Origin of the sequence: Kitasatospora sp. NPDC096077 (genome assembly GCF_040303245.1) — a bacterium.
GTDB lineage: Bacteria > Actinomycetota > Actinomycetes > Streptomycetales > Streptomycetaceae > Kitasatospora.
Genome location: NZ_JBEOSV010000004.1, coordinates 206,492 through 229,632, shown reverse-complemented (window position 1 = coordinate 229,632; position 23,141 = coordinate 206,492). Strand labels below are relative to the sequence as shown.

The 23,141-nt window shown below is 73.6% G+C and carries 22 protein-coding genes and 2 pseudogenes; 15 read left to right on the top strand and 9 right to left on the bottom strand.

What is annotated here, in order from left to right; all coding sequences use genetic code 11:
• Nucleotides 1–48: 48 nt before the first annotated feature.
• Together ABTZ03_RS06485 and ABTZ03_RS06480 are read right to left on the bottom strand one after the other, a co-directional pair.
• Complete coding sequence (locus ABTZ03_RS06485; RefSeq protein ID WP_350511715.1) at nucleotides 49–1,047, bottom strand: DUF4349 domain-containing protein; 999 nt, start codon at nucleotides 1,045–1,047, stop codon at nucleotides 49–51.
• 117 nt (nucleotides 1,048–1,164) lie between these two features.
• A complete protein-coding gene (locus tag ABTZ03_RS06480) occupies nucleotides 1,165–1,605 on the bottom strand; it encodes a 2-thiouracil desulfurase family protein (protein WP_350511714.1) in 441 nt (146 codons plus the stop codon).
• Between the two features lie 44 nt (nucleotides 1,606–1,649).
• Between ABTZ03_RS06480 and ABTZ03_RS06475 the strand changes: the two genes are divergently transcribed.
• The 3 genes from ABTZ03_RS06475 to hemQ are packed head-to-tail and all read left to right on the top strand — an operon-like array spanning nucleotide 1,650 to nucleotide 4,406.
• Nucleotides 1,650–2,219 (top strand): Uma2 family endonuclease, encoded by a 570-nt coding sequence (locus ABTZ03_RS06475; RefSeq protein ID WP_350511713.1) that lies wholly within the window; start codon nucleotides 1,650–1,652, stop codon nucleotides 2,217–2,219.
• Nucleotides 2,220–2,253: 34 nt separating this feature from the next.
• Nucleotides 2,254–3,684 carry a protoporphyrinogen oxidase gene (gene hemG / locus ABTZ03_RS06470; protein WP_350511712.1) on the top strand — a complete coding sequence of 477 codons (1,431 nt, stop codon included), beginning with the start codon at nucleotides 2,254–2,256 and terminating at the stop codon, nucleotides 3,682–3,684.
• The gene (hemQ, locus tag ABTZ03_RS06465) at nucleotides 3,681–4,406 is read left to right on the top strand and encodes a hydrogen peroxide-dependent heme synthase (protein WP_350511711.1); all 726 of its coding nucleotides are present in this window, start codon (nucleotides 3,681–3,683) and stop codon (nucleotides 4,404–4,406) included. The genes hemG and hemQ overlap by 4 nt, the downstream gene beginning before the upstream one ends.
• A gap of 78 nt (nucleotides 4,407–4,484) precedes the next feature.
• Here hemQ and ABTZ03_RS06460 read toward each other — a convergent pair whose 3' ends face one another.
• From ABTZ03_RS06460 to ABTZ03_RS06450, 3 genes and pseudogenes are all read right to left on the bottom strand, one after another.
• Nucleotides 4,485–5,267, bottom strand: a complete 783-nt coding sequence (locus tag ABTZ03_RS06460; RefSeq protein WP_350511710.1) for a TIGR04222 domain-containing membrane protein — start codon at nucleotides 5,265–5,267, stop codon at nucleotides 4,485–4,487.
• Between the two features lie 69 nt (nucleotides 5,268–5,336).
• Entirely contained in the window at nucleotides 5,337–6,371 is a 1,035-nt protein-coding gene (locus ABTZ03_RS06455) for a TIGR04222 domain-containing membrane protein (protein WP_350511709.1), read from the bottom strand.
• Between the two features lie 26 nt (nucleotides 6,372–6,397).
• A pseudogene (locus ABTZ03_RS06450) lies at nucleotides 6,398–7,674 on the bottom strand (multinuclear nonheme iron-dependent oxidase).
• A gap of 244 nt (nucleotides 7,675–7,918) precedes the next feature.
• Here ABTZ03_RS06450 and ABTZ03_RS06445 point away from each other — a divergent pair.
• From ABTZ03_RS06445 to ABTZ03_RS06410, 8 genes and pseudogenes are all read left to right on the top strand, one after another.
• Nucleotides 7,919–8,887: a GNAT family N-acetyltransferase gene (locus ABTZ03_RS06445; protein WP_350511708.1), complete on the top strand. Its 969-nt coding sequence runs from the start codon at nucleotides 7,919–7,921 to the stop codon at nucleotides 8,885–8,887.
• Between the two features lie 115 nt (nucleotides 8,888–9,002).
• A complete protein-coding gene (locus tag ABTZ03_RS06440) occupies nucleotides 9,003–9,806 on the top strand; it encodes a hypothetical protein (RefSeq protein WP_350511707.1) in 804 nt (267 codons plus the stop codon).
• A gap of 121 nt (nucleotides 9,807–9,927) precedes the next feature.
• Nucleotides 9,928–10,938: an MBL fold metallo-hydrolase gene (locus ABTZ03_RS06435; RefSeq protein WP_350511706.1), complete on the top strand. Its 1,011-nt coding sequence runs from the start codon at nucleotides 9,928–9,930 to the stop codon at nucleotides 10,936–10,938.
• A 176-nt stretch (nucleotides 10,939–11,114) separates the two neighbouring features.
• Nucleotides 11,115–12,944: an ATP-binding protein gene (locus tag ABTZ03_RS06430; protein ID WP_350511705.1), complete on the top strand. Its 1,830-nt coding sequence runs from the start codon at nucleotides 11,115–11,117 to the stop codon at nucleotides 12,942–12,944.
• Nucleotides 12,941–13,384, top strand: a pseudogene (locus ABTZ03_RS06425) (roadblock/LC7 domain-containing protein); the annotation flags it as partial. The gene ABTZ03_RS06430 and the pseudogene ABTZ03_RS06425, both read left to right, overlap by 4 nt.
• Before the next feature lie 59 nt (nucleotides 13,385–13,443).
• Nucleotides 13,444–13,806, top strand: coding sequence for a DUF742 domain-containing protein (locus ABTZ03_RS06420; protein ID WP_350511704.1), 363 nt, complete (start codon nucleotides 13,444–13,446; stop codon nucleotides 13,804–13,806).
• Nucleotides 13,784–14,419: a GTP-binding protein gene (locus tag ABTZ03_RS06415; protein ID WP_400920004.1), complete on the top strand. Its 636-nt coding sequence runs from the start codon at nucleotides 13,784–13,786 to the stop codon at nucleotides 14,417–14,419. Before ABTZ03_RS06420 ends, ABTZ03_RS06415 begins: the two co-directional genes overlap by 23 nt.
• Nucleotides 14,416–15,609, top strand: coding sequence for a cytochrome P450 (locus tag ABTZ03_RS06410; RefSeq protein WP_350511703.1), 1,194 nt, complete (start codon nucleotides 14,416–14,418; stop codon nucleotides 15,607–15,609). The genes ABTZ03_RS06415 and ABTZ03_RS06410 overlap by 4 nt, the downstream gene beginning before the upstream one ends.
• 85 nt (nucleotides 15,610–15,694) lie before the next feature.
• Here the strand turns inward: ABTZ03_RS06410 and msrB are convergent, their stop codons facing one another.
• The 4 genes from msrB to ABTZ03_RS06390 all read right to left on the bottom strand — a co-directional run bounded on the left by msrB (nucleotide 15,695) and on the right by ABTZ03_RS06390 (nucleotide 19,016).
• Nucleotides 15,695–16,099: a peptide-methionine (R)-S-oxide reductase MsrB gene (msrB, locus tag ABTZ03_RS06405; RefSeq protein ID WP_350511702.1), complete on the bottom strand. Its 405-nt coding sequence runs from the start codon at nucleotides 16,097–16,099 to the stop codon at nucleotides 15,695–15,697.
• A gap of 28 nt (nucleotides 16,100–16,127) precedes the next feature.
• A complete protein-coding gene (murC, locus tag ABTZ03_RS06400; RefSeq protein ID WP_350511701.1) occupies nucleotides 16,128–17,558 on the bottom strand; it encodes a UDP-N-acetylmuramate--L-alanine ligase in 1,431 nt (476 codons plus the stop codon).
• 153 nt (nucleotides 17,559–17,711) lie between these two features.
• A complete protein-coding gene (locus ABTZ03_RS06395) occupies nucleotides 17,712–18,173 on the bottom strand; it encodes an indole-3-glycerol phosphate synthase (RefSeq protein ID WP_350511700.1) in 462 nt (153 codons plus the stop codon).
• Between the two features lie 51 nt (nucleotides 18,174–18,224).
• Entirely contained in the window at nucleotides 18,225–19,016 is a 792-nt protein-coding gene (locus ABTZ03_RS06390; RefSeq protein WP_350511699.1) for a pyrimidine reductase family protein, read from the bottom strand.
• A gap of 124 nt (nucleotides 19,017–19,140) precedes the next feature.
• Here ABTZ03_RS06390 and zapE point away from each other — a divergent pair, with 124 nt between their 5' ends.
• From zapE to uvrB, 4 genes are read left to right on the top strand one after another with little or no spacing between them, the layout of a single operon-like run.
• The gene (zapE, locus tag ABTZ03_RS06385) at nucleotides 19,141–20,187 is read left to right on the top strand and encodes a cell division protein ZapE (protein ID WP_350511812.1); all 1,047 of its coding nucleotides are present in this window, start codon (nucleotides 19,141–19,143) and stop codon (nucleotides 20,185–20,187) included.
• Nucleotides 20,188–20,242: 55 nt separating this feature from the next.
• Entirely contained in the window at nucleotides 20,243–20,623 is a 381-nt protein-coding gene (locus ABTZ03_RS06380) for a type II toxin-antitoxin system RelE/ParE family toxin (protein WP_350511698.1), read from the top strand.
• On the top strand, nucleotides 20,620–20,928 hold the full coding sequence (locus ABTZ03_RS06375) for a helix-turn-helix domain-containing protein (RefSeq protein ID WP_350511697.1): 309 nt from the start codon (nucleotides 20,620–20,622) through the stop codon (nucleotides 20,926–20,928). The genes ABTZ03_RS06380 and ABTZ03_RS06375 overlap by 4 nt, the downstream gene beginning before the upstream one ends.
• A gap of 44 nt (nucleotides 20,929–20,972) precedes the next feature.
• Entirely contained in the window at nucleotides 20,973–23,063 is a 2,091-nt protein-coding gene (gene uvrB, locus ABTZ03_RS06370) for an excinuclease ABC subunit UvrB (protein WP_350511696.1), read from the top strand.
• Nucleotides 23,064–23,141: the final 78 nt, after the last annotated feature.

Below are 23,141 nucleotides of genomic sequence, written 5' to 3'. Positions count from 1 at the left end.
CGTGGTGGCGGGCCCGTCCGGTTTCCGGGGGCCCGCCATCGATGCGGGTCAGCCCGTCGGTCCGGTGGGCCCGGCCTCCTCGTTCTCCTTGTTCTCCTTGTTCTCCTCGTTCTCCTCGGGAGTGAAGGGCCGGGGCCGGGTGCGGCGCCAGTAGCGGAAGAGCAGCGCCCCCGGGACCGCCAGGACCAGCAGGAACGGCGCCGCCGCGGCCAGCGCCACCACCAGCGCGGAGACGATCGTCACCAGCACGTGCCAGCCGCCGCCGAGCGCCGAACCGACCGAGTCGCCGAAGCCCTTCTCCTCGGCCTTCGGGGCCGGCGTCGGAGTCGGGGCCGCGACCTCGTGGCGGACGTCCAGGGTGACGGTCGAGTACGACGTCCGGGCGGACAGCTCCTTCTGCTGCTTCTGCAACGACTCCAGATCCGCCTCCCGGCGGCTCAACTCGCTCTCCAGCGAGGTGATGTCGCTCAGCGACTTGGCCTGCTGCATCAGCGCCCGCACCCGGTCCACGCTCGCCTGCTGGGTCTGCACCCGGCTCGCCACGTCCGCGACCTGCTGGGTCAGATCGTCCGCCTGGCTCTTCCGGGACACCACCTCGCCCAGCGCCGCCAGCTGGTCCACGGTCTGCTGGTAGGCGGCCGAGGGGATCTTCAGCGTCAGCTGCCCGACCTCGTCCGCACCACCGCCGCCGACCGCCTCACCGTCCACGTAGCCGCCCGAGGCGGTGGTCAACTCCCGCGCCTTGGTGAGGAGCTGCCCGACGTCCTTGGCGCGCAGGGCGAGCTGCGCGGTGTACGAGATCAGCCGGGTGTCGGCGGCCGGAGTGACCCCGGCCGCCGCCGGGGCGCCGGACGGCTGGGCGCTCGCGGCCCCGTTCGCGCTCCCGTTCGCCGGCGGAGGCGCCCCCGGTCCCGCCGCCTTCGCCGGCACCCCGACCGAGTCGTTCCGCCCCGAATCCCCGCTGCTGCTCGCACTGCAGCCCCCCACCAGCAGCACCGCCGCAGCCACCGCCGCCCCCAGTGCGCCGGCTCTCGCCTGTCTTCCCATTCCCGGGCCCTCCCCAAGTCCGTTGACGGTTCTCGCCATTGGACGCAAGAGCCTGCCCGAAGGACCCGCCCGGTGGATCGCGGGTCCATCACAGCTCGGTGGCGGGACGGACACGACCTACCCGGCGCGCACCTCGATCCCCGCCCGCCGCAGCAGCGCCGCCGTCACCCCGTCCCCGGGCCGCAGCTCCCCGGAGAACGTCCCGTCGTACAGCTGCCCGCACCCGCAGGACGGACTGCGCGCCATCAGCACGGCCCGCCGCGCCCCCGCCGCCTCGGCCGCCGCCAACGCCGCCCGCGCCCCGGTCACGAACTCCTCGGTGCGGTCCGCCCCGGTCGCGTCCACCACCCGCGCCCGCCCGTCCAGCACGTCCGCGCCGTCCCCGCCCACGATCTCCGCCGCCGCCCGCGGCGTCGGCAGCCCACCCGCCCCCTCCGGACACACCACCACGGCCCGCCCCTCCTCGACCAGCCGCACGGCGTCGGCGGAGGTCTTCGCCCGCCCGTCGTACCGGCAGGGGATCCCGGCCAGACAGGCACTCACCACGATCGGTTCCATGGGAGCGAGTCTACGAAGCGTGGCGCACCCACTACTTTGGGGTCATGGACGAGTTGCCGGACTGGATGTACCCGCCGCGCGCTGAGGGCTGGTTCGCCGACGACCTCGATCACCTGCCGCAGGCACCACCGCACACCGAACTGCTGCACGGCGCCCTGGTCTTCCGACTGGCGCCTCAGCACCCCTGGCACAACGGGCTCGCGACACGGCTGACGTCGGCCCTGGCCGAGCTCGCCCCGGACGGGGTCCTTGCCCGGACCCGGAGGTCGGTCACGCTGGACGAGTGGAACCGCCTGGAACCGGACGTGCTGGTGTCCGCGGTGACTGATGATCCATCCTGTACCGGGTACCGCCCGCGCGAGGTGGTGCTCGTGGTCGAGGTGGTCTCACCGGAGTCGGAGTGCCGTGACCGCGGGGTGAAGTTCCACAAGTACGCCGAGGCCGGGATCCCGCACTACTGGATCGTGGACGAGGAGGACGGTGCTCCGGTGGCGCACGTCTACGAACTGGAGCAGGCGACCTCCTCGTACGCTCCCGCCGGGATCTTCCGCGGCGTGCTGGAGCGGCCGGTGCCGTTTCCGATCTCCATCGACCTGGCGCGTGCAGCGGATTGAGGCTTCGGTGTAAAGACCTGCGAGACTGCGGGGCATGTCGGAAGCACAGGTCGTCGTCGTCGGTGGTGGGATCGCGGGGCTGGCTGCGGCCGCCTTCCTGAGCGGGGCGGCCGGGGGGCCCGCGCGGGCGCGGGTGACGGTGCTGGAGGCGTCCGGGCGGGTCGGCGGGAAGCTGTGGGGCGGCGAGGTCGGCGGGGTCCGGGTGGACCTCGGGGCCGAGTCGGTGCTGGCGCGGCGGCCGGAGGCGGTGGAGCTGGCGCGGGCCGTCGGGCTGGGCGCGGAGCTGGAGCCGCCGACCACCGCGAAGGCGGCGATCTGGACCAGGGGCGCGCTGCGGCCGCTGCCCGGCGGGCAGGTGATGGGCGTCCCGGGCGACCTGGAGGCGCTGGCCGCCTCCGGGGTGCTGAGCGCCGAGGGGCTGGAGCGGGCCCGGCACGAGCGGCCCACCGAGGTCGGGGCGGACGTCGCGATCGGCCGCTACGTCGCCGACCGGCTGGGCCAGGAGGTGGTGGACCGGCTGGTCGAGCCGCTGCTGGGCGGCGTCTACGCGGGCCGCGCCGAGGAGATCTCGCTGCGCGCCGCCGTACCGCAGCTGCTGCCGATCGCTCGGGGCGGCGGCTCGCTGGTCGCCGGGGTGCACGCGTTGGCGTCCCGGCCGCAGGTGGTCGGCACCCCGGTGTTCAGCGGCCTGCGCGGCGGCCTCGGCACCCTGCCGGAGGCGGTCGCCAAGGCCTGCGTCGAGGCGGGTGTGGACCTGCGCACCGACACCCCGGTCGACGAACTGCGCCGCACCCCCGAGGGCTGGCGGGTGGTGGCCGGCGGCGAGGTGCTGACCGCGGACGCCGTGGTGCTGGCCGTCCCGGCACCGGCCGCGGCCCGGCTGCTGCGCGCGGACGCCCCGGCGGCGGCCGTCGAACTGGACTCCGTCGAGTACGCGGGCATGGCGCTGGTGACCCTGGCGTTCCGCCGCGCCGACCTGGCCGAGGTGCCCGGCGGCAGCGGCTTCCTGGTGCCGCCGGTGGACGGCCGCCGGATCAAGGCCTCGACCTTCTCCTCCAACAAGTGGGGCTGGCTGGCGCGCTCCGCGCCGGACGCCTTCCTGCTGCGCACCTCGCTCGGCCGCCACCGCGAGGAGCAGGCGCTGGAGCTGCCGGACGAGGAGCTGGTGGCCCGCTCGCTGGCGGACCTGGCGGAGGCGATCGGACTGACCGCTCGGCCGTACGACACCTTCGTGTCGCGCTTCACGGCCGGCCTGCCGCAGTACCCGGTGGGCCACGCCGACCGGGTGGCCCGGGTGCGGGCGGCGGCGCGGGCGGTGGGCGGGCTGGCGCTGTGCGGCGCCGCGTACGACGGGGTGGGGATCCCGGCCTGCATCGGCTCGGCGGCCGCCGCGGTGGCGGCCATCGACAATCTGTTGACCCCGGCGACCGGGGACGGTTCCACGGAGAGGACAATGGGCGCATGACTGAGAGCGTTGAGCGGGAGCCCGAGCAGCGGCCCGAGAAGAAGAAGGCGCGCGACCTGAACCAGGTCATCCGCTACACCATGTGGTCGGTGTTCAAGCTCAAGGGCGCCCTGCCCGAGGACCGCACCGCCCTGGCCGCCGAGGTGGACGAGCTGTTCGCCCAGCTCGACGCCAAGGACGTGACCGTCCGCGGCACCTACGACGTGTCCGGGCTGCGCGCGGACGCCGACCTCATGATCTGGTGGCACGCCGAGGACTCGGACGACCTCCAGGAGGCGTACAACCGCTTCCGCCGCACCGGCCTCGGCCGTCAGCTGGAGCCGGTCTGGTCGAACATGGCCCTGCACCGCCCGGCCGAGTTCAACAAGTCGCACATCCCGGCCTTCCTCGCCGACGAGCGCCCGCGCGACTACGTCTGCGTCTACCCGTTCGTCCGCTCCTACGAGTGGTACCTGCTGCCGGACGCCGAGCGGCGCGCGATGCTCGCCGAGCACGGGCAGATGGCCCGTGGCTACCCGGACGTGCGGGCCAACACGGTCGCCTCATTCGCGCTCGGCGACTACGAGTGGCTGCTCGCCTTCGAGGCGGACGAGCTGCACCGGATCGTCGACCTGATGCGCGACCTGCGCCCCTCCCGGGCCCGGCTGCACGTCCGCGAGGAGGTGCCGTTCTACACCGGCCGCCGCAAGCCGGTGAGCGAGCTGCTGAACGGCCTGGTCTGACCCGCGACGCAGTGCACGGGGCCCGCTTCGGCGGGCCCCGTGCCGTTTCCGCGGTGTCCGTCGGGTCCGTCGGGTCCGCTAGGTCCGGTGGGGGCGGAGGGCGGCGCGGAGGCGGGGGTCGGGGAGGACGGCGGCGCCGTTCATGGCGACGGCGGTGAGGAGTTCGCGCTCCTCGTCGTCGGCGAGGCCGCGTTGGCGGGTCGGGCGGACCTCGCGCAGCACCTCCTGGCCGATGGGGGAGGCCCAGCGGGTGTACGGGTAGACGTCGACCCGGGCCATCAGCAGGGTGCCCGAGGTCAGGATCAGGGGCAGGGAGAACCAGGCGAGCGGGGCGAGGGTGTCGCCGCCGGTGAAGCCGCTGAGCGAGATCGCGGCGGCGAGCAGCACCACGGTCAGCAGCATCGCGTGCCGGACCTGGCGGACCACCACCACGGTGTTGCGCTGGATCAGTGCCGGGGTGGCCAGGCCGGCCAGCGAGAGCCGGGCGCCGATCTCCAGCACGGTGGGGTGCTCGCCCATCGCCCGGCGCAGTTCGTCGGTGCGGCACTGGCCGTCCGGGCCGACGGTGGCGATGATCGCGCGTTCCAGGCGGCTGCGGCCCTTGGGGTCGACCACGGTGGTCCAGCCGGTGTGGGCCAGGTGGAGGCGGCCGCGGCCGGCCATCAGGACGAGGGCCAGCTCCACCACCCGGTCCGGGCCGCCGGCCAGGTACGCGGTCTCGTAGAGCCCGATCCCGACGGCCTCCGGCGGGCGCGACCGGTCCTGGTCGGCGAGGGCGTCGGCGGTGGCGGTCATCCGCACCAGCCGGAGGCAGGAGAGCACTGCCGCGACGCAGGCCGGTATCAGGAACAGCAACCACATGGGCTTGTTCTATGCCTGGGGCCGGGCCGGGCGGAACGGCTTCCCGGAGCGCGATACCGAACTGTGACGTCAGGAGCCACCGCAGCTGCTTCCGCAACTCGACCCGCAGCTGGACGAGGAGGACCCGCAGCCGGAGTGCGAGCCGCAGCTGCTGGAGTGCGAGGAGCCGCACGAGGAGTGGTGGTGCGAGGAGCCGCAACTCGACCAGGAGGAGCCGCAGCTCGACGAGGAAGAGGACGAGGACGAGGAGGAGGACGACGAGGAGGAGAAGAACGAGGAGGACCAGGTGCCCCCGGAGGCCTGCCGGATCGCCTCCTCCTGGACGGTCGCGGCCACCATGGCCGCCTCCAGCTCCGGGTTCCCGAGCCCGGCTGCGGCCAGCCCGCCGAGCGCGAGGGCGCCCAGCATCGCGCCGCCCGCGAGCTTGGGCGAGATGCCGTGGCTCGGCTGCCACGGGGTGCTGCCCTGCATCAGGGCGAGCTGGCGCTGCCCGGCCGGGGTGATCCGGCCGTCGGCCCGGGCGCCGGTGGCGAGGGCGACGGCGCCGATGAACAGCAGGAGGGCCGGGTACCAGAGGTCGGGGCGGTCGTAGAGGGCGTCGTTGTCGTCGAGCAGCAGGGCGATCCCGGCGAAGAGCACGACGTCGAGCATCGCGAGCCAGAGCAGTCGACGGGCGATCAGCGCCCGGCGCAGCAGTTCGGGGCGGCGCATCAGGCCGCGGTCGGCGAGCCGGTCGCCGATCTCCTGCACGGCGGCGGAGCGCATCACCGTGCGGCGCAACGGGGCGAGTTCACGGCTGCCGGTCCTGCCGACGGCGTCCTGGACGGCCTGGTCGACGGCGTCGTACGGCCGGGCGCCGGTGAGGGTGACCAGGCCGGCGCGGCTGATCACGGCCTGCTCGGAGAGGTGCATCCGGACCAGCGCGGTGTCGAAGACCCGGCCGGGCCCGCCGGCCAGGAAGGCGGTGTCCAGTAGCGGCAGGCCGCGGCCGGGCAGGCCCTGCGGGTCCGGGACGTGCCGGACCCGCTGCCGGGTCCGGGCGGCGTACAGGGCGGCCGCGAGCAGCAGGACGGCCGGGATCAGGAAGTAGCTGTTGTGCCACATGGGCGGTCCCCCGAGAAAGCGTCGGATCAGTGGCCGCGCAGGGCCCGGCGGAGCCGGGTGAGCGGGCCGGGCGGTCGTCGCACCCGCGCCGGTTCGGAATCCGGGTGGAGCCACTGCTCCAGGGCGCGGCGGTGGTCGGCGGCGGGCGGGCCGCCGTCGGTGAGCACCCACTCGGCGAAGGCCCGGGCGTCGGCGCGGTAGCCGCCGGTCTGCGGGTGGGTGCGGGCGTACTCCAGGAAGAGCGGCCCGTACTGCGCGCCGAGCAGGCGGGGCAGGTCGGGGGCGGTCTTCGCGGTGGTGTCGCGCCGTTTGGCGGCGAGGCCGGTGGACTGGGCGCGGACCTGGTCCGGGTCGAAGCCGGGCGGGACGGGTCCGCCGGCCACCAGGGCGGCCAGCAGCTCGGCCTGGCGCCGGGCCAGGCGCTCCCGGGCGGTGGTCAGGTCCGGCATCGCGGGGTGCTCCCCTCCAGCACCCTGCGGATGGCGTCCAGTTCACCGGCCAGTTCGGAGGGCGGCGGGAAGGCGGCGTCCCGTTCCAGCAGGACGCCGGGCGGTTCGACCCGCGCGCAGAGTTCGGCCAGCACCTCCAGCACCGGTGCGGTGACGGGGTGGGCGTGGGTGTCGTGCCACACGCCGTCGACCAGGACACCGCCGGCGACGTGCACGTAGGCGAGTGCCTCCAGGGGCAGGCGGTCGAGTTCGGCGGCCGGGTCGGTGCCGAGGTTGACCCGGTTGGTGTGCAGGTTGGCGACGTCGATCAGCAGCCGGACGCCGGTCCGGTCGACCAGTTCGGCGAGGAACTCGCCCTCGGTGAACTCGTCGTCCGGCCAGGCGAGTTGGGCGGCGATGTTCTCCAGGGCGAGTGGCACCGGGAGCTGGTCCCGGGCGATCCGGATGTTCTCCGCGATCACCCGCAGCGAGTCCCGGGTGCGCGGGACGGGCAGCAGGTGGCCGGCCTCCAGGCCGCCGGCCCGGACGAAGGCCAGGTGCTCGGTGACCAGCGGGGAGCCGAGCGCCAGGGCCGTCCCGGCGAGCCGGCCGAGCCGGTCGGGGTCGGGCCGGTCGGCGCCGCCGAGGCCGAGGCCGACGCCGTGCGGGACGACGGTGACGCCGCGTTCGCGCAGGACGGTGAGCGAGGCGGGCAGGTGGTCGGCGCAGATGTTCTCGGCGACCACCTCGACCCAGTCCAGGCCGGGTTGGCGCTCGACCACGGTGTCGATCTCGCTGCGCCAGCCGAGGCCGACGCCGAGCCGGGGCGAGGAGCCCGTGCCGGCGGGGCGGTCGGCGGTGGTGGGGCCGGGCAGGTGCAGGGCAGGGGAGGTCATCGGTTCGCCCCCTTCGGAGGGCTGGGCGGGGAGGCCGTCGGGCGGTGCGGGCGTCGTCGCCAGGACTGCGCGGCCGTGTTGCTGAGGATGTCCCCGGGTGGGGTGGCTGCCAAGCCTCACCCGGTCTTCTCAGAGCATTATTTGAGCTTGCCGCCCCGGGGGAGAGGGGTTTTGGTCCCGGGGTGCGGCCGTCCGCGCAGGTGGCCGCCGTGGCGGGGCGAAATTGGGAGGCGCCGGACGGGGGGCGCGGATAGCGTGCGAATCCATGACCGAGACCTCCTTGACGATCCGTGACTTCCGCCCCGAGGACGCCGAGGCGGTGGCGGCCGCCCACCGCGCCGGGCGCGAGCACCTGGTGATGAGCGCCGAGGTGCTGCGCTGGCTGAACGCCCGGCCGGGTACCGACGAGCACTTCCGCACCTTCGTCGCCGAACTGGACGGCCGGGTGGTCGGCGGGGTGCGCTGCGGGTTGGTGACGGGGACGACGACCGCCGGCGTCGGCTACGCCAACGGCAGCGTGCTGCCGGAGTTCCGGCGGCGCGGCGCGGGCACGGCGTTGCTGGCCGCGGCCGAACAGCACCTGATCGCCCTCGGGGTGGCCGAGTTGCACTCCTGGCTGGACGAGGAGCCCGCCGCACTGGCCTTCGCCGCCGCCCGGGGCTACGAGCAGGGGCGTGCCGCGCATTTCAGTGCACGGGACCTGACGCTGCCGCTGCCGCAAGCGCCGGAGCGCCCGGCCGGCGTCGAGCTGCGTCCGGCGACCGACTGGGCGGACGACCCGCGGCCGCTGTTCCTGGTCGACGCGGACGCCGTTCGGGACGAGCCCGGTGAGGTGCCGATGGACGCCTTGGAGTACGAGGACTGGCTCCGGAGCACCTGGGAGCGGCCGGACCTGGACCGGGCGCTGACCGTGGTCACCGTGGTGGACGGCGAACCGGCCGCGCTCAGCCTGGCGCAGACCGACGGGGTGGACCGCTACTGGTCCGCGTTCACCGCCTGCCGACGGGCCTTCCGCGGCCGAGGTCTGACGAAGCTGGCCAAGCTGGAGTCGCTGCGGCTGGCGGCGGAGGCGGGTCACCGGCGCGCGTACACCAGCAACGACACCACCAATGCGCCGATGCTGGCGATCAACGCGTGGCTGGGATACGAGCGCTGTGCGGGGGAGCGCAAGGGAATCAAGCGCCTGACGTGACCCCCGGTGAATGTTCGTGACGTCAAGTACCGGCTGAAGTGGGTAATTTCGGCCACGGGCGGGGACATGACCAGAGCGCACAGTTCGTGGTCGAGTCTTCCTCCGGGGGGATCATATGGAGATCCTGCTCCAGGTGCTGATCGCATCCGTTCCGGCCGTGATCGGCTTCCTCGCGGCCCGCTCCCTCGCCCGTACCAGGCTGTTCCTGCGCTACGGCTTCCTGCGGGCGCTGCTGGCGCCGTACGGGCGGGTGCAGATCGTCATCCCGAGCCTGGAGGTGGCGGAGTTCGCCTTCACCTCGGACGGCTGTCAGCTGACCAGCCGCGGGCCGAAGAACGTGCTGTTCGTGCCGATGGCCGAGGCCAGGGCGATAGCGGAGCTGACCGACCTGCTGCGGAAGGTCAACCGGAAGGCGACGATCGAGCTGGTGGTGGCGGGCGCGCAGGACCCGCGGATGCCGACCTTCTCGATCGGCGGTCCGGGGGTCAACTCCTACTCCGGCGGGGTGCTGGACGCGGTGTTCCCGGACTTCGCGGTCGAGTTCCCGGAGGAGGCCCGGGCCCGCTGGGGCGGCATGACCTTCGAGGCGCTGTACAACCCGGCCGGGGAGCTGATCCGCGACCACGGCTTCATCTTCGTCACCCGTACGCCCCGGCACGCGCCCTGCGTCGTGCTGTGCGGGGTGTTCGCCTTCGGCTCGGCGATGGCGGTGGAGGCGCTGACCTCGGCGAACCGGAGCTCGCCGCTGGCGGCGCTGTTCCGCTCGGGGGAGAAAGGATTCGTCGCGGTGGAGGGGCGGGTGATCGGGCTGGACACGGTGGACGTCACGGTCGAGGTCTGCCGGGTCCTCCCCGCGCCGCGGTCCGACGTCCCGTCCGGGTTCCGCGGTGAGGTGTCCATCAGTCGTCCCGAGCAGTGAGACAATTGGTCTCGACCACGTGGTGCGAAACCGGACAGTGCGGGAGAGACCGGGGCATGAACTCCAGCCGTTCGTACAGGTTTTGCCCCATCCCTGACACATCATGGGCATAATCGCGCGCATGACGATCAACCGGGCGAACGTGAGCGCGATTGCCGAGGACCTGTATGTGTGGCTCCCCCCGAAGCGGGGCTGGGGCCTGGCCAACTGCGGCCTGCTGGCCTCGGAGACCACCGCGCTCTGGATCGACACCCCGTACGACCCCTCGCTGGCCGGCGAGTTCCTGGCCGCCAGCCGGCGCCTGCTGCCGACCGGGGTCGACGTCGACCGGGTGGTCGTCACCCACGCCAACGGCGACCACCTGTGGGGCGCCGGAGTGCTCCCGGACGCCGAGGTGATAGCCACCCGCGAGGCGCTGGAGCACATCCACTGGGAGCCCACCCCCCAGCAGCAGCACGCCCTGCTCACCGACAGCGACCCGGACTCCCCGCTCGGCGGCTACCTCCGCGAGCACTTCGGCCGCTTCGACTGGTCCACCACCGAACCGGTGCACCCGGACACCGTCTTCACCGGTGAGCTGGAGCTCAAGGTCGGCCGCTACCCGGTGCAGATCACCAGCCTGCCCGCCGCCCACACCGGCGGCGACCTGATGGTCCACCTCCCGCACCAGCGAGCGGTGTTCACCGGCGACGTGATCTTCTCCTCGACCCCCGAGCAGCCCGGCGACCACCCCTCGCACTGGGCCGGCCCGCTGGAGAACGTCATCGGCGCCTGCGAGCGGGCGCTCGCCACCGGCGCCGAGATCTTCGTCCCCGGCCACGGCCCGGTGCTCGACCGCGACGGCGTCCAGGAGCACATCGGCTACCTGGCGTACGTCCGCGAGCGCGCCCACGCCCTGCATGCCGCCGGGATACCCGCGCTGGACGCCGCCCGACGGGTGATCGCCGAGCAGCGCCACCCCGAACTCGGCCTGCCCGAGCGGCTGGTGATCACCGTCGGGGCCGAGTACCGGCACCTGGACGGCTCCGCGCTCCCCGGCATCCTGGACGCCATGGGCCAGGTCGCCCTGGTGGCCCGCGAACTGGCCGAGGACGCCGCCCGCATCCCGCGCCCGCGCGCCGGCCGGAACTGACGCCGGAGCGCCGCCCGGAACCGACGCCGGCCCGCCGCCCGGACGCGAACCCGGCCCGGCCCCGCAGCCGTTGACGGAGACGGGCCCGGAGACCGCCGGGTGCGGGCACCGGGCGCGCCCCGGACGGACACCGGGCGACGCCCCAGACCGAGCAGCAAGGACACCTGAGGACCCCGATGACGCTGATCGCGCTGATCGCCCTGGCGCTGGTCGCCGCCGCGGCCACGGTCGTGCTCTCCCGCAGCCGGGCCGCGGCCGTCGGCCGGGCGGTGGCCGCCGAGGCCGCGCTCGGCCACGGCGAGCAGCAGGCCCGTGCCGCGGAGGCCAAACTCGCCCGCGCCGCCCGCCAGTTGCACGAGGCCCAGGAGGCCGTACGGAACTCCGCCGAGCAGGCCCGGCGGGCCGAGGAGCACGCCCGGTCCGCCGACCAGCGCGGTGCCGCCGCCAACGCCCGGGCCAAGGAGGCGAACGCCGGCGTCGGGGAGGCGAACACCCGGGCCGAGGAGGCCGAGGCCCGACTCGCCGCCGCCGACCGGCGCGCCGCCGCACTGCTCGCCGAGATCCGCCACCTCGCCCAGGAACGGGTCGCCGCCACCGCCGTCCGGCTCACCCACGCCAACGCCCCGCAGGTCGGCCCGCTGGACGCGCAGACCGTCGGGGTCGAGGCGGTCCGGGCGCTGCAGTCCGTCCTGGACGCCACCACCGCGGCCCTCGCCGACGAGCGCGAGCGCGTCGACGCCGCCGCCCGGGCCGCCATGCGCGGCTCCACCTCCCGGATCCAGACCCTGCTGTACCAGATCCAGAGCCTGGTCCAGCAGCTCCAGCACGAGAACGACGACCCCCGGCTGCTGGAGGTCGACTTCCGCAACGAGGTCGCGCTGCGCCGGATCCAGACCGTCGCGGTGCTCTGCGAGGCCTGGCCGGGCCTGGCCCGGACCGACTCCCCGCTCGCCGAGGTGGTGGTCGGCGCGCTGTCCCGGGTGCCCGGCTACGCCCGGATCAAGGTCGCCAACCACCTGCGGGAACAGCGGCTGGCCGTGGTCGCCCGGGCCGCCGAGCCGATCGCCATCGCGATCGCCGAGCTGCTTGCCAACGCCACCGCGTACTCCCACCCGGAGACCGACGTCCCGGTCACCGTGCAGCAGGGCGGCCGCGGCGCGCTGGTGATCGTCGACGACAGCGGCATCGGCATGGACGAGGACCAGCTGCGCCGGGCCCGCCGACTGCTGGCCGGCCCGTCGGACCTGCTGCTCACCGAACTGGGCAACCCGCCCAAGACCGGCTTCGCGGTGGTCGGCAAGCTGGTCCGCCAGTACGGCTTCACCTGCCACATCGAGCCCTCGCCGTACGGCGGCATGCGGACCATCCTGCGCATCCCGGCCGCGCTGGTGACGACGGTGGACGACGAGCAGCAGCTGTCGGTGCTCACCCCGCTGCCGCTGCGGGCCGGCAGCGGCCCGGCACAGGCGCCTGCGGTCGCGGCCGTCCCGCCGATGCGCGACGCCGACGAGCAGGACGGGCCGGTGCTCGCCGACCGCCACCACCAGCCCGGCCCGCACCCGGCGCCGACCATCCACGTGGTGCCCGACCCGGTGCCCGAGCCCGCCGCCGAAGCCGCTTCGGCCGCAGCACCGGACGCCGCCCCGGGCACGCTGTCGGACGCGACCCCGGAGGCCGCCCCGGACGCCGCTCCGGACCGAAACGGCAGCGGCCTGCCCAGTCGGCGCCGCCGCCGTCCGCTCACCGCCGAGGAGCCGGGGCGGGCGAGCAGCCCCGGGGAGCGGCCCGCGCCGTACCTGCGCAGCCCCGAGCAGGCCGCCGCCCGCTGGCAGGCGCTGCAGCAGGGCACCGGCTCCGGCCGGGTCGCCGCCGCCCGGGCCGACCTGCCCGACCGCTCCGACGAGCCGGACCGCACCACCGGTCCCGGCGACGCCACCGCCGCCACCGGCGACCACACCACCGGCGACCACACCACCGGACCGACCTTAGAAGGAGCCGAGCAGTGAGCAGCTCGCCCAGCCCGACCGCGACCGACGAGATCTCCTGGGTGCTGAACCCGCTGCTGGAGCTGCCAGGGGTGCTGCACGCCGTGGTCGCCACCGGTGACGGCCTCGTCGAGGGGGCCTCCGAGGGCCTCGGCCGGGCCTCCGCCGAGCGGACCGCCGCGATGACCGCCACGGTGCACGCCGCCGCCCGGGCCTTCACCACCGCCTTCACCGACAACGAGCGGCCGCGGCTGGCCCAGACCGTGGTGGAGTCCGACCTCGGCTACGCCATCGTCGTCCCCGCCGGGGAGAACACCTCGCTCGCCGTGTTCGCCGCCCCGGACGCCCAACTCGGCAACGTGGCCTACCAGATGCAGCTCCAGGTGGCCGCCCTCGGCCGCGCGCTGGCGAGCCCCTCCCGGCAGCAGGGGGCCGGGGCGCCGACCGCCGCCGCGGCACCGGCCACCGCGGGATCCCCAGCCGCGGCACCGGCCACCGAGGAATCAGGTGCCTCGGGCTCATGAACGCCGTCCCCCGCAGGCGGATGGTGCCCGCCTACCTCGCCACCGGCGGCCGCAGCCGCCCCGGCACCGAGGGCTTCGAGCGGCTCACCGTCCTGTTCGCGGACCGGGCCGACCGGGCCGAACCGCCGAGCGACCTCGAACCCGAACACCGTAGGCTCTGGGAACTGCTGCGCCCCGGCGCGCTGACCGTGGTGGAGGCCGCCGCGCACCTGCGCCTGCCGGTCAGCGCCACGGTCTTCCTGGCCGCCGACCTGGTCGAGGCGGGCTGCCTGCACGCCCGCGCGCCGATCCCGCGCGCCCAGCAGACCGACCGCTCCATCGTCGAGAGGCTCCTCGTTGGACTCCGTGCGCTCCGCTGACCGGGCCGGGGGGCCGAACCGGGTGGGCTACCTCCCCGACCGGGACCAGACGCTGATGAAACTGGTGGTCGCCGGCCCGTTCGGGGTCGGCAAGACCACGCTCATCCGCACCCTGTCCGAGATCGCCACCCTGCACACCGAGGAGGCGATGACCGAGACCGGGCGCCCGGTGGACGACCTGGCCGACCTGCCCGAGAAATCCACCACCACCGTCGCGGTGGACTTCGGCCGGCTCACCCTGCCCGGCAACACGGTGCTCTACATGTTCGGCACCCCCGGCCAGCGCCGCTTCTTCCCGCTCTGGCAGGACATCGCCCGCGGCGCCCTGGGCGCCCTGGTGCTGGCCGACACCCGCCGGCTGGCCGACTCGTTCGAGATCATGGACATGGTCGAGGAGCAGGGCCTGCCGTACGCCGTCGCCGTCAACCGCTTCCCGGGCTCGCCGGACCACCCGCCCGAGGTGCTGCGCGCCCACCTGGACCTGCACTCCGCCACCCCGCTGCTGCTGTGCGACGCGCGCGAGCGCGGGAGCAGCCTCGACGCGCTGATCGCGCTGGCCGAGCACGTCCTGGACACCCTGCCCGTCGGCCTCGACACCCACGAGGGACAGTGACCACCGAAACCCGACCGACCCCCATCCACGGCCCGGTCTTCGCCGCCGACCCGCAGCTGGTGTACGAGCGGCTGCGCCGGCACGGCGCGGTCGCCCCGGTGGAGATCGCCCCCGGCGTCGAGGCACTGCTGGTCACCGACTACCAGGCCGCCCTGGACCTGCTGCGCGACAGCGACACCTTCTCCAAGGACTCCCGCGCCTGGCAGGCGACCGTCCCACCGGACTCCCCGCTGCTGCCGGTGCTCGGCTACCGTCCGACCGCGCTGTTCAGCGACGGCCCGACGCACGCCCGCTACCGCGCGGTGATCACCGACGGCCTGGCCCTGTTCGAGCCGCACCGCCTCCAGCGCCAGGTCGCCACGGCCGCCCACCAGCTGATCGACCGCTTCGCGGCGGTCGGACACGCCGACCTGATCGCCGAGTACGCCCGCCAGCTGCCCGCCTTCGTGCTCACCACCTGGTTCGGCGTGCCCGAGGAGGAGCACGCCGAGGTGGTGGCGGCGATCACCGGGCTGATCGAGTCCACCGCCCGGGCCGGCGCCGCGTACGGCAAGCTCGTCGCTGTGGTCACCGCGATGGTCGCCGAGCGCCGCGCGCGCCCCCGGCACGACCTCGCCTCCTGGTTCGTCACCCACCCGGTCGGGCTGGACGACGACGAGGTGATCCGGCAGATCACCCTGACCATGATCGCCGGGCACGAGCCGACCACCAATCTGATCGGCAACGCCCTGCTGCGCCTGCTCACCGACGCCCGCTACGCCGGCTCGCTGTTCGGCGGCGCGATGACCGCGTACCAGGCGATCGACGAAGTGCTGTGGCACGAGCCGCCGTTGGCCAACCTCTCGGCCCACTACCCGCGGTACGACATCACCTTCCACGGCCGCGAGATCAAGGCCGGCTCGCTGGTGCTGGTCTCGTACGCGGCCGCCAACTCCCAGGCCGCGCCGCCCACCGACGGCAACGAGCTGCGCAGCGGCGAGAGCGCCCACCTGGCCTGGGCGGCCGGCCCGCACGCCTGCCCGGCCCGGGACCCGGCCCTGCTGATCGCGATCACCGCCATCGAGCAGCTGACCAGTCGGCTCAGCGACCTCGAACTCGCCACCCCGGCGGAGGACCTGCTCTGGCGCCCGGGTCCCTTCCACCGCGCCCTGGTGCACCTGCCGGTCCGTTTCGCCCCGCTCGCCGGATAGCGGCCGGACCGCGCCCGGACAGCGCGAAGGCCCGGACGGCGACCGTCCGGGCCTTCGCACTCAGGTCCTGCCAGCTCCTACGGGCCTACTCGGCCGGCCGCAGCGTCAGCGAGATGCTGTTGATGCAGTACCGCTGGTCGGTCGGCGTCCCGTAGCCCTCGCCCTCGAAGACGTGCCCCAGGTGCCCGCCGCACGCGGCGCAGCGCACCTCGACCCGGCGCATCCCGAGCGAGGTGTCCTCGATGTACTCGACCCGGTCCTGGGCCAGCGGCGCGTAGTACGAGGGCCAGCCGCAGTGGCTGTCGAACTTGGTCTCGGAGCTGAACAGCTCCGCCCCGCAGGCCCGGCAGCCGTACACGCCGACCGTCTTGGTGTCGGTGTACTCGCCGACGAAGGGGCGCTCGGTGCCGGCCTCGCGGAGTACGTGGTACTCCTCGGGGCTGAGCTGGGCGCGCCACTCGGCCTCGGTCTTCTCGATCTCGTAGCTCATCACGACTCCCGCTCGCGGCGTACGTAGGTCAGACGTTGGAGGCAACGTTCGCGAGGTGCTCCAGGCTTCCCCGCAACTTGTCCAGGATGGCGGGCCCCAGGTTGGTGACGTCACCGGCGCCCATGGTGAGCAGCAGGTCGCCCGGGCGGGTCAGGCCGGCCAGCAGGGCGGGGGCGGCGGCGAAGTCGTGCTCGGGGGTGACGTCGGCGCCGGCCCGGCGGGCGGCGTCGATGATCAGCTCGCTGGTGACGCCGGGGATCGGGTCCTCGCGGGCCGGGTAGATGTCCAGCACCACCGAGGCGTCGGCCAGCGCCAGGGCCGCGCCCATCTCCTCGGCCAGCTGCTGGGTGCGGCTGAACAGGTGCGGCTGGAAGACCACCAGTACCCGGCCCTCGCCCTCCAGGCCCTCGCGGATGGCCTCCAGGTCGGCGGTCATCTCGGTCGGGTGGTGGGCGTAGGAGTCGATCACCTGGACGCCGGCCGCCTCGCCCTTGAGCTGGAGGCGGCGGCGCACGCCGGTGTAGGCGCTGAGCGCCTTGGCCAGGTCGGCGGCGGGGACGCCCAGCGCGACGCCGGCGGCCAGCGCGGCCACCGCGTTGTGGGCGTAGTGCCGGCCGGGCACGGAGACGGTGAAGGTCAGCTCGGCGCCGTCCAGCAGGACGGTGACCTCGCTGGTCATGCCGTGGGCGACGACGGAGAGGACGCGCAGGTCGGCGTCCTCGGCGGCACCGACGGTGACCACGCGGAGGCCCTCGCGCCCGGCCACCCGGGCGGTCAGCTCGCGGGCGCCGTCGTGGTCGGCGGAGATCACCAGGGTGCCGCCGGGGGTGATCCGGCCGACGAAGGTCTCGAAGGACTCGTAGATCTCGTCGATCGAGGCGTAGTTGGCGTGGTGGTCCAGCTCCACGTTGAGCACGATCGCCACCTCGGGCGCGTACTTGTGGAAGCTGCGGTCGCTCTCGTCGGCCTCGGCGACGAAGATGTCGCCGCCGCCGTGGTGGGCGTTGGAGCCGGGCGCGTCGAGGTCGCCGCCGATCGCGTAGGACGGCTCCAGGCCGAGCTCGCCGAGGGCGACGGCGAGCATGCTGGTGGTGGTGGTCTTGCCGTGGGTGCCGGCCACCGCCAGCGCCCGGCGGCCGCCCATCAGCGCGGCCAGCGCGTCGGAGCGGTGCACCACCGGGATGCCGCGCTCGTGGGCGGCGACCAGCTCCGGGTTGTCGGCGCGGATCGCGCTGGAGACCACGATGCTGCTGGCGCCGTCCGGCACGTGCTCGGCCGCGTGGCCGACGTGCACGGTCGCGCCGAGGGCGCGCAGCGCGAGGACGGTCTCGGACTCCTTGGAGTCGCTGCCGGAGACGCTGGCACCGCGCACTGCGAGGATCTTCGCCAGGCCGGACATCCCGGCGCCGCCGATGCCGATGAAGTGCGGGGCGTGCAGGTCGTGCGCGGCGTCGTTCAAGGCGTGGCTCCGTACGGGCGATGGCTGGCTGGGCGGGTGGGTCCGGCGAGGCACGGGGCCTGCGCGGGGCGCGACGCGCACGAGACGCGCGAATCGTCCTCGCGGACGGACCGCAAGGACGATTCTGCACCACCGGCGCGCGGAGCCGGGGCGCTACGAGTCGCTGGCGAAGAGCCTCAGCACCGGCACCCCCACCTTGTGGCGGGCCTGGGAGGCCCAGTCGCGGTGGAAGAACTCCTCCACGAAGTGCGGGGAGGTGAGCACCACCACCTCGTCCGCCTCCTGCTGCCTGACCACCTCGCGCAGCCGGTCCAGCGGCTTCTCCTCGACCAGCTCGCCGACCGCCTCGGCCCCGGCCCGGCGCAGGTGGCGCAGGCTGTGCTCCAGCGATTCGCCGGCCACGGTCGGGCCGCCCCCGGACTCGTCGTGCTCGTGCACCACCTTGTCGAGGTGGCCGAGGGCGACGTCGTCGAGCGCCCGCAGCAGTTCGTCCTGCTTGCCGCGCGGCTGCATCAGGACGACGAAGGACACCTTCTCGTCGCTGTGGAGCGTGGTGACCAGCTCCACGTCCGCGTCCGAGAGCGCCTTTTCGATCATCAGTACCGTCTTGAACACGTGAGTCCCTTCCAGTGGCCGGCCCCCGGGCCCCGGCATCGCATAACGGGATCACGATCGGGGGGTCACGGGGTCATCCGAACCCAGGTGACGCAGGTAGCGGGTGAAGAGGAATCCTTTCTGCTCGATCAATGAGACCAGCCGCATCCGCTGCACGTCAGGCATTTCCGCATCGTGGACTATGCGCGGCGCGTCGCCCCCGGCGATCAGCGGGGCCAGCGACAGACACAGCTCGTCCAGCAGGCCGGCCGCCGCCAGCTGACCCAGCAGGCGCGGCCCGCCCTCGGACAGCAGCCGGGTCCAGCCCCGCTCCACCAGGGCCGCCACGGCCGCCCGCAGATCCACCGAGCCGCACCCCGCGAGCACCAGGTCGGCCACCCCGGCGACCTCCCGGCGGCGCTCCTCGGGGGCGTCCGCCACGGTGATCACCACCGTCCTGACCAGCGGTTCCGTGAACAGCGGCGCGGTCAGGTCGAGGTTCAGCGAGCGGCTCACGATCGCGATCGCCGGGGCCGGCGCCTGCCCCGCCGCCGCCCGCGCGGCCGCGAACTCCCGGCGGGCCCGGGCCGGCCGGTAGCCCTCCGCCCGGACCGTCTCGGCGCCCACCAGCACCACGTCCGACAGCGCCCGCAGCACACCGAAGATCCGCTTGTCGGCGTCGCCGGACAGCCCCTCGGACAGCCCGTCGAGCTTCGCCCCGCCGTCCAGCCCGGCCACCATGTTGGCGCGCAGCCAGGCACGCCCCCGATTCACCTGGTCGGGGTACGCGTAGACGGCGGCGAGCGATTCCAGGTCGGACGGATCGGCGACCGGGGCGTCCAGCGGGCTGATCAACTGTTGCATGGGATCAGTCTTCCACCGGAGCCGCTCCGGAGGAGGTCCGGAGGCGTTTCGGAGGCGGCCGGGACCAGGCGTACCCTCTACTACCGTGCCCGCAGCCTCCCGCCCCGCCACCGCGACCGACCCGATAGCCGCCGCGAGCCCGGCCGGCGCCCCGATCGCGCTCACCGAACGCCGCCCCGTCGTGCCCGCCGAGCGGCTGGTCGCCGAGATGGTCCCGCCGCCCCGCTTCGCCGACGTGAGCTTCGGGACGTACATCCCGGACCAGACCCAGCCGAGCCAGTACGAGGCCGTCCAGGTCCTGGAGCAGTTCGCGGCCACGCTCGGGGGAGGAAACGGTTCCGCGCCCAAGCGCAGCTGGTTCCGCCGCTCCGCCCCCGCGCCCACCGGCCCGGCCGGGGTCTACCTCGACGGCGGCTACGGCGTCGGCAAGACCCACCTGCTCGCCTCGCTCTGGCACTCCGCCCCCGGTCCCAAGGCCTTCGGCACCTTCGTCGAGCTGACCAACCTGGTCGGCGCGCTCGGCTTCCAGCAGGCCGTCCGGACCCTCTCCGGGCACACCCTGCTGTGCATCGACGAGTTCGAACTGGACGACCCGGGCGACACCGTGCTGGTCTCCACCCTGCTCGGCCGGCTGGTCGAGAACGGCGTCAAGCTGTGCGCCACCTCCAACACCCTGCCGGAGAAGCTCGGCGAGGGCCGCTTCGCCGCCGCCGACTTCCTGCGCGAGATCCAGGGCCTGTCCGCGCACTTCCGCCCGATGCGGATCGACGGCCAGGACTACCGCCACCGCGGCCTGCCGGACGCCCCGCCGCCGTACGCCGACGACGTCGTCGAGGCCGTCGCCGCCCGCACCCCCGGCGCCTCGCTGGACGACTTCGACGCCCTGCTCGCCCACCTCTCCGCCGTTCACCCCAGCCGCTACGGCGCCCTGCTGGACGACGTCACGGCGGTCTGCCTGCGCGGCGTGCGCCAGGTCGACGACCAGTCCACCGCGCTGCGCCTGGTCGTCCTGGCCGACCGGATGTACGACCGCGAGCTGCCCATCACCTCCTCCGGCCTGCCCTTCGACCAGGTCTTCCCGGAGGACATGCTGCGCGGCGGCTACCGCAAGAAGTACCTGCGCGCGGTCTCCCGCCTGGTCGCACTCGCCCGCGACAGCGCGAAGAGCTGAGAGCGTAACCACCGTCCCGGCCGTTCGTTGCCCCTTGTCGAACCAAGGGGGGCGGATGGTCGGTGACGGGGCCCGAGCCGGGTACGAGATCGAGATCGAACCGGAGGTCCGTGAGTGGTTGCACGGCTGCTCGCTCTCCGAGTACCGGGCGGCCGAGCGCGCCGCCGACCGACTCGCCGAGGACGGTGAGCTGCTGCCCTTTCCGCTCGCCAGCCACCTCGGTGGGTCACTGCGGGAGTTGCGGATCGGGCCGATGCGGATCACGTACTGGCTCGCCCCCGGGCGGAGGGCTGTGCTGCTGACGGTCTTCCGCAAGACTGGGAACCGTGAGACCGATCAGGTCGAGCGGGCCCACCGGGCCCAGAAGCTGTGCGAGGCCGAGCACGCTCCGGCCGGCGCCCACGAGGTCTACGACAGGGACGAGGAGCAGCGATGAGCAGCGGCTACCACACCCGCTGGGTCGTGCCACCGGAGCACCGCGAGAGCGAGGAGTACCGGGCGGCCGGGCGGCGGATGGCGCTGGCCGAGGCCGTCCACGCCCGGCGCTCCGCCCTCGGGTGGACGCTCACCGAACTCGCCGAACGGGCGGGGCTGGACGAGGCGACCGTCGAGAGCATCGAGGAGAGCGGCGTCGACCCGACCCTGCCGCTGATCGAGCTGCTCGCCGCCGCCTTCGACGCCGCGGTCCGCATCGACCCCGCCCGCGAACCCGCCATTAGGTTCGAGGCCCACGCGGCCTGACCGGAGCGGCACCGGTTGTCAGTGCGGGGCCGTACGGTGGAGTCGTGCGTCCCATCACGAGTATTGAGCGGTCCGTGGCGCCCTTCGAGGTCGTCAGTCCCTTCCAGCCGAACGGCGACCAGCCGGCGGCGATCGCCGAGTTGGAGCGGCGGATCAGGGCGGGGGAGAAGGACGTCGTGCTGCTCGGTGCCACCGGTACCGGCAAGTCGGCCACCACGGCCTGGATGATCGAGAAGCTGCAGCGCCCCACCCTGGTGATGGCGCCGAACAAGACGCTGGCCGCCCAGCTGGCGAACGAGTTCCGCGAGCTGCTGCCCAACAACGCGGTCGAGTACTTCGTCTCGTACTACGACTACTACCAGCCGGAGGCCTACGTCCCGCAGACGGACACCTACATCGAGAAGGACTCCTCGATCAACGAGGAGGTCGAGCGGCTGCGGCACTCGGCGACCAACTCGCTGCTCACCCGCCGCGACGTGATCGTGGTCGCCTCGGTGTCCTGCATCTACGGCCTCGGCACCCCGCAGGAGTACGTGGACCGGATGGTCCCGCTCAAGGTCGGCCAGGAGATCGACCGCGACGTCCTGCTGCGCCGCTTCGTCGACATCCAGTACGCCCGCAACGACGTGGCCTTCACCCGCGGCACCTTCCGGGTCCGCGGCGACACCATCGAGATCTTCCCGGTCTACGAGGAGCTCGCGGTCCGGATCGAGATGTTCGGCGACGAGATCGAGTCGCTGTACACCCTGCACCCGCTCACCGGCGAGATCATCAGCCAGGACGAGCAGATCTACGTCTTCCCCGCCTCGCACTACGTGGCCGGCCCCGAGCGCATGGAGCGGGCGATCACCGGCATCGAGCAGGAGCTGGAGCAGACGCTCGCCAAGCAGGAGAAGCAGGGCAAGCTGCTGGAGGCCCAGCGGCTGCGCATGCGCACCACCTACGACATCGAGATGCTGCGCCAGATCGGCACCTGCTCCGGCGTCGAGAACTACTCGATGCACTTCGACGGCCGCGAGCCCGGTTCCCCGCCGAACACCCTGCTGGACTACTTCCCGGAGGACTTCCTCCTGGTCATCGACGAGTCGCACGTCACCGTGCCGCAGATCGGCGCGATGTACGAGGGCGACGCCTCGCGCAAGCGGACGCTGGTCGAGCACGGCTTCCGGCTGCCCTCCGCGATGGACAACCGCCCGCTGAAGTGGGAGGAGTTCCTGGGGCGGATCGGTCAGACGGTGTACCTGTCGGCGACGCCGGGCCCGTACGAGCTGTCGCGCGGCGACGGGCAGGTCGAGCAGATCATCCGCCCGACCGGTCTGATCGACCCCGAGGTGATCGTCAAGCCGACCGAGGGCCAGATCGACGACCTGGTGCACGAGGTCCGCAAGCGGGTGGAGAAGGACGAGCGGGTCCTGGTCACCACGCTGACCAAGAAGATGGCCGAGGACCTCACCGACTACATGCTGGGCCTGGACATCCGGGTCCGGTACCTGCACAGCGACGTGGACACCCTGCGCCGGGTGGAGCTGCTGCGCGAGCTGCGGGCGGGCCGGTACGACGTGCTGGTCGGCATCAACCTGCTGCGCGAGGGCCTGGACCTGCCCGAGGTGTCGCTGGTGGCGATCCTGGACGCGGACAAGGAGGGCTTCCTGCGCTCCGGCACCTCCCTGATCCAGACGATCGGCCGCGCCGCCCGCAACGTCTCCGGCCAGGTGCACATGTACGCGGACCGGATCACCCCGTCGATGGAGAAGGCGATCGACGAGACCAACCGCCGCCGGGCGGTCCAGCAGGCCTACAACCAGGAGCACGGGATCGACCCGCAGCCGCTGCGGAAGAAGATCGGCGACATCCTGGACACCCTCGCCCGCGAGGACGTGGACACCGACGAACTGCTCTCCACGGGGTACCGCGGTTCCGGCAAGGCCAAGGCCCCGGTGCCGAGCCTGGGCGCGGAGCGCAAGCCCGCCAAGTCGCTGCCGGCCGCCGAGCTGGCGGAGCTGATCCAGGAGATGACGGACCGGATGCACACGGCCGCCGCCGACCTCCAGTTCGAGGTGGCGGCCCGGCTGCGCGACGAGGTGAAGGAGTTGAAGAAGGAGCTGCGCCAGATGCGCGAGGCCGGTGTGGCCTGACCGCCGGGGCGTCTGGCTTGGCCGGTTCGACACCGGTCAAGTCCGGCGGTGTCTCAGCCTTGCCACAAACCGGGTAAC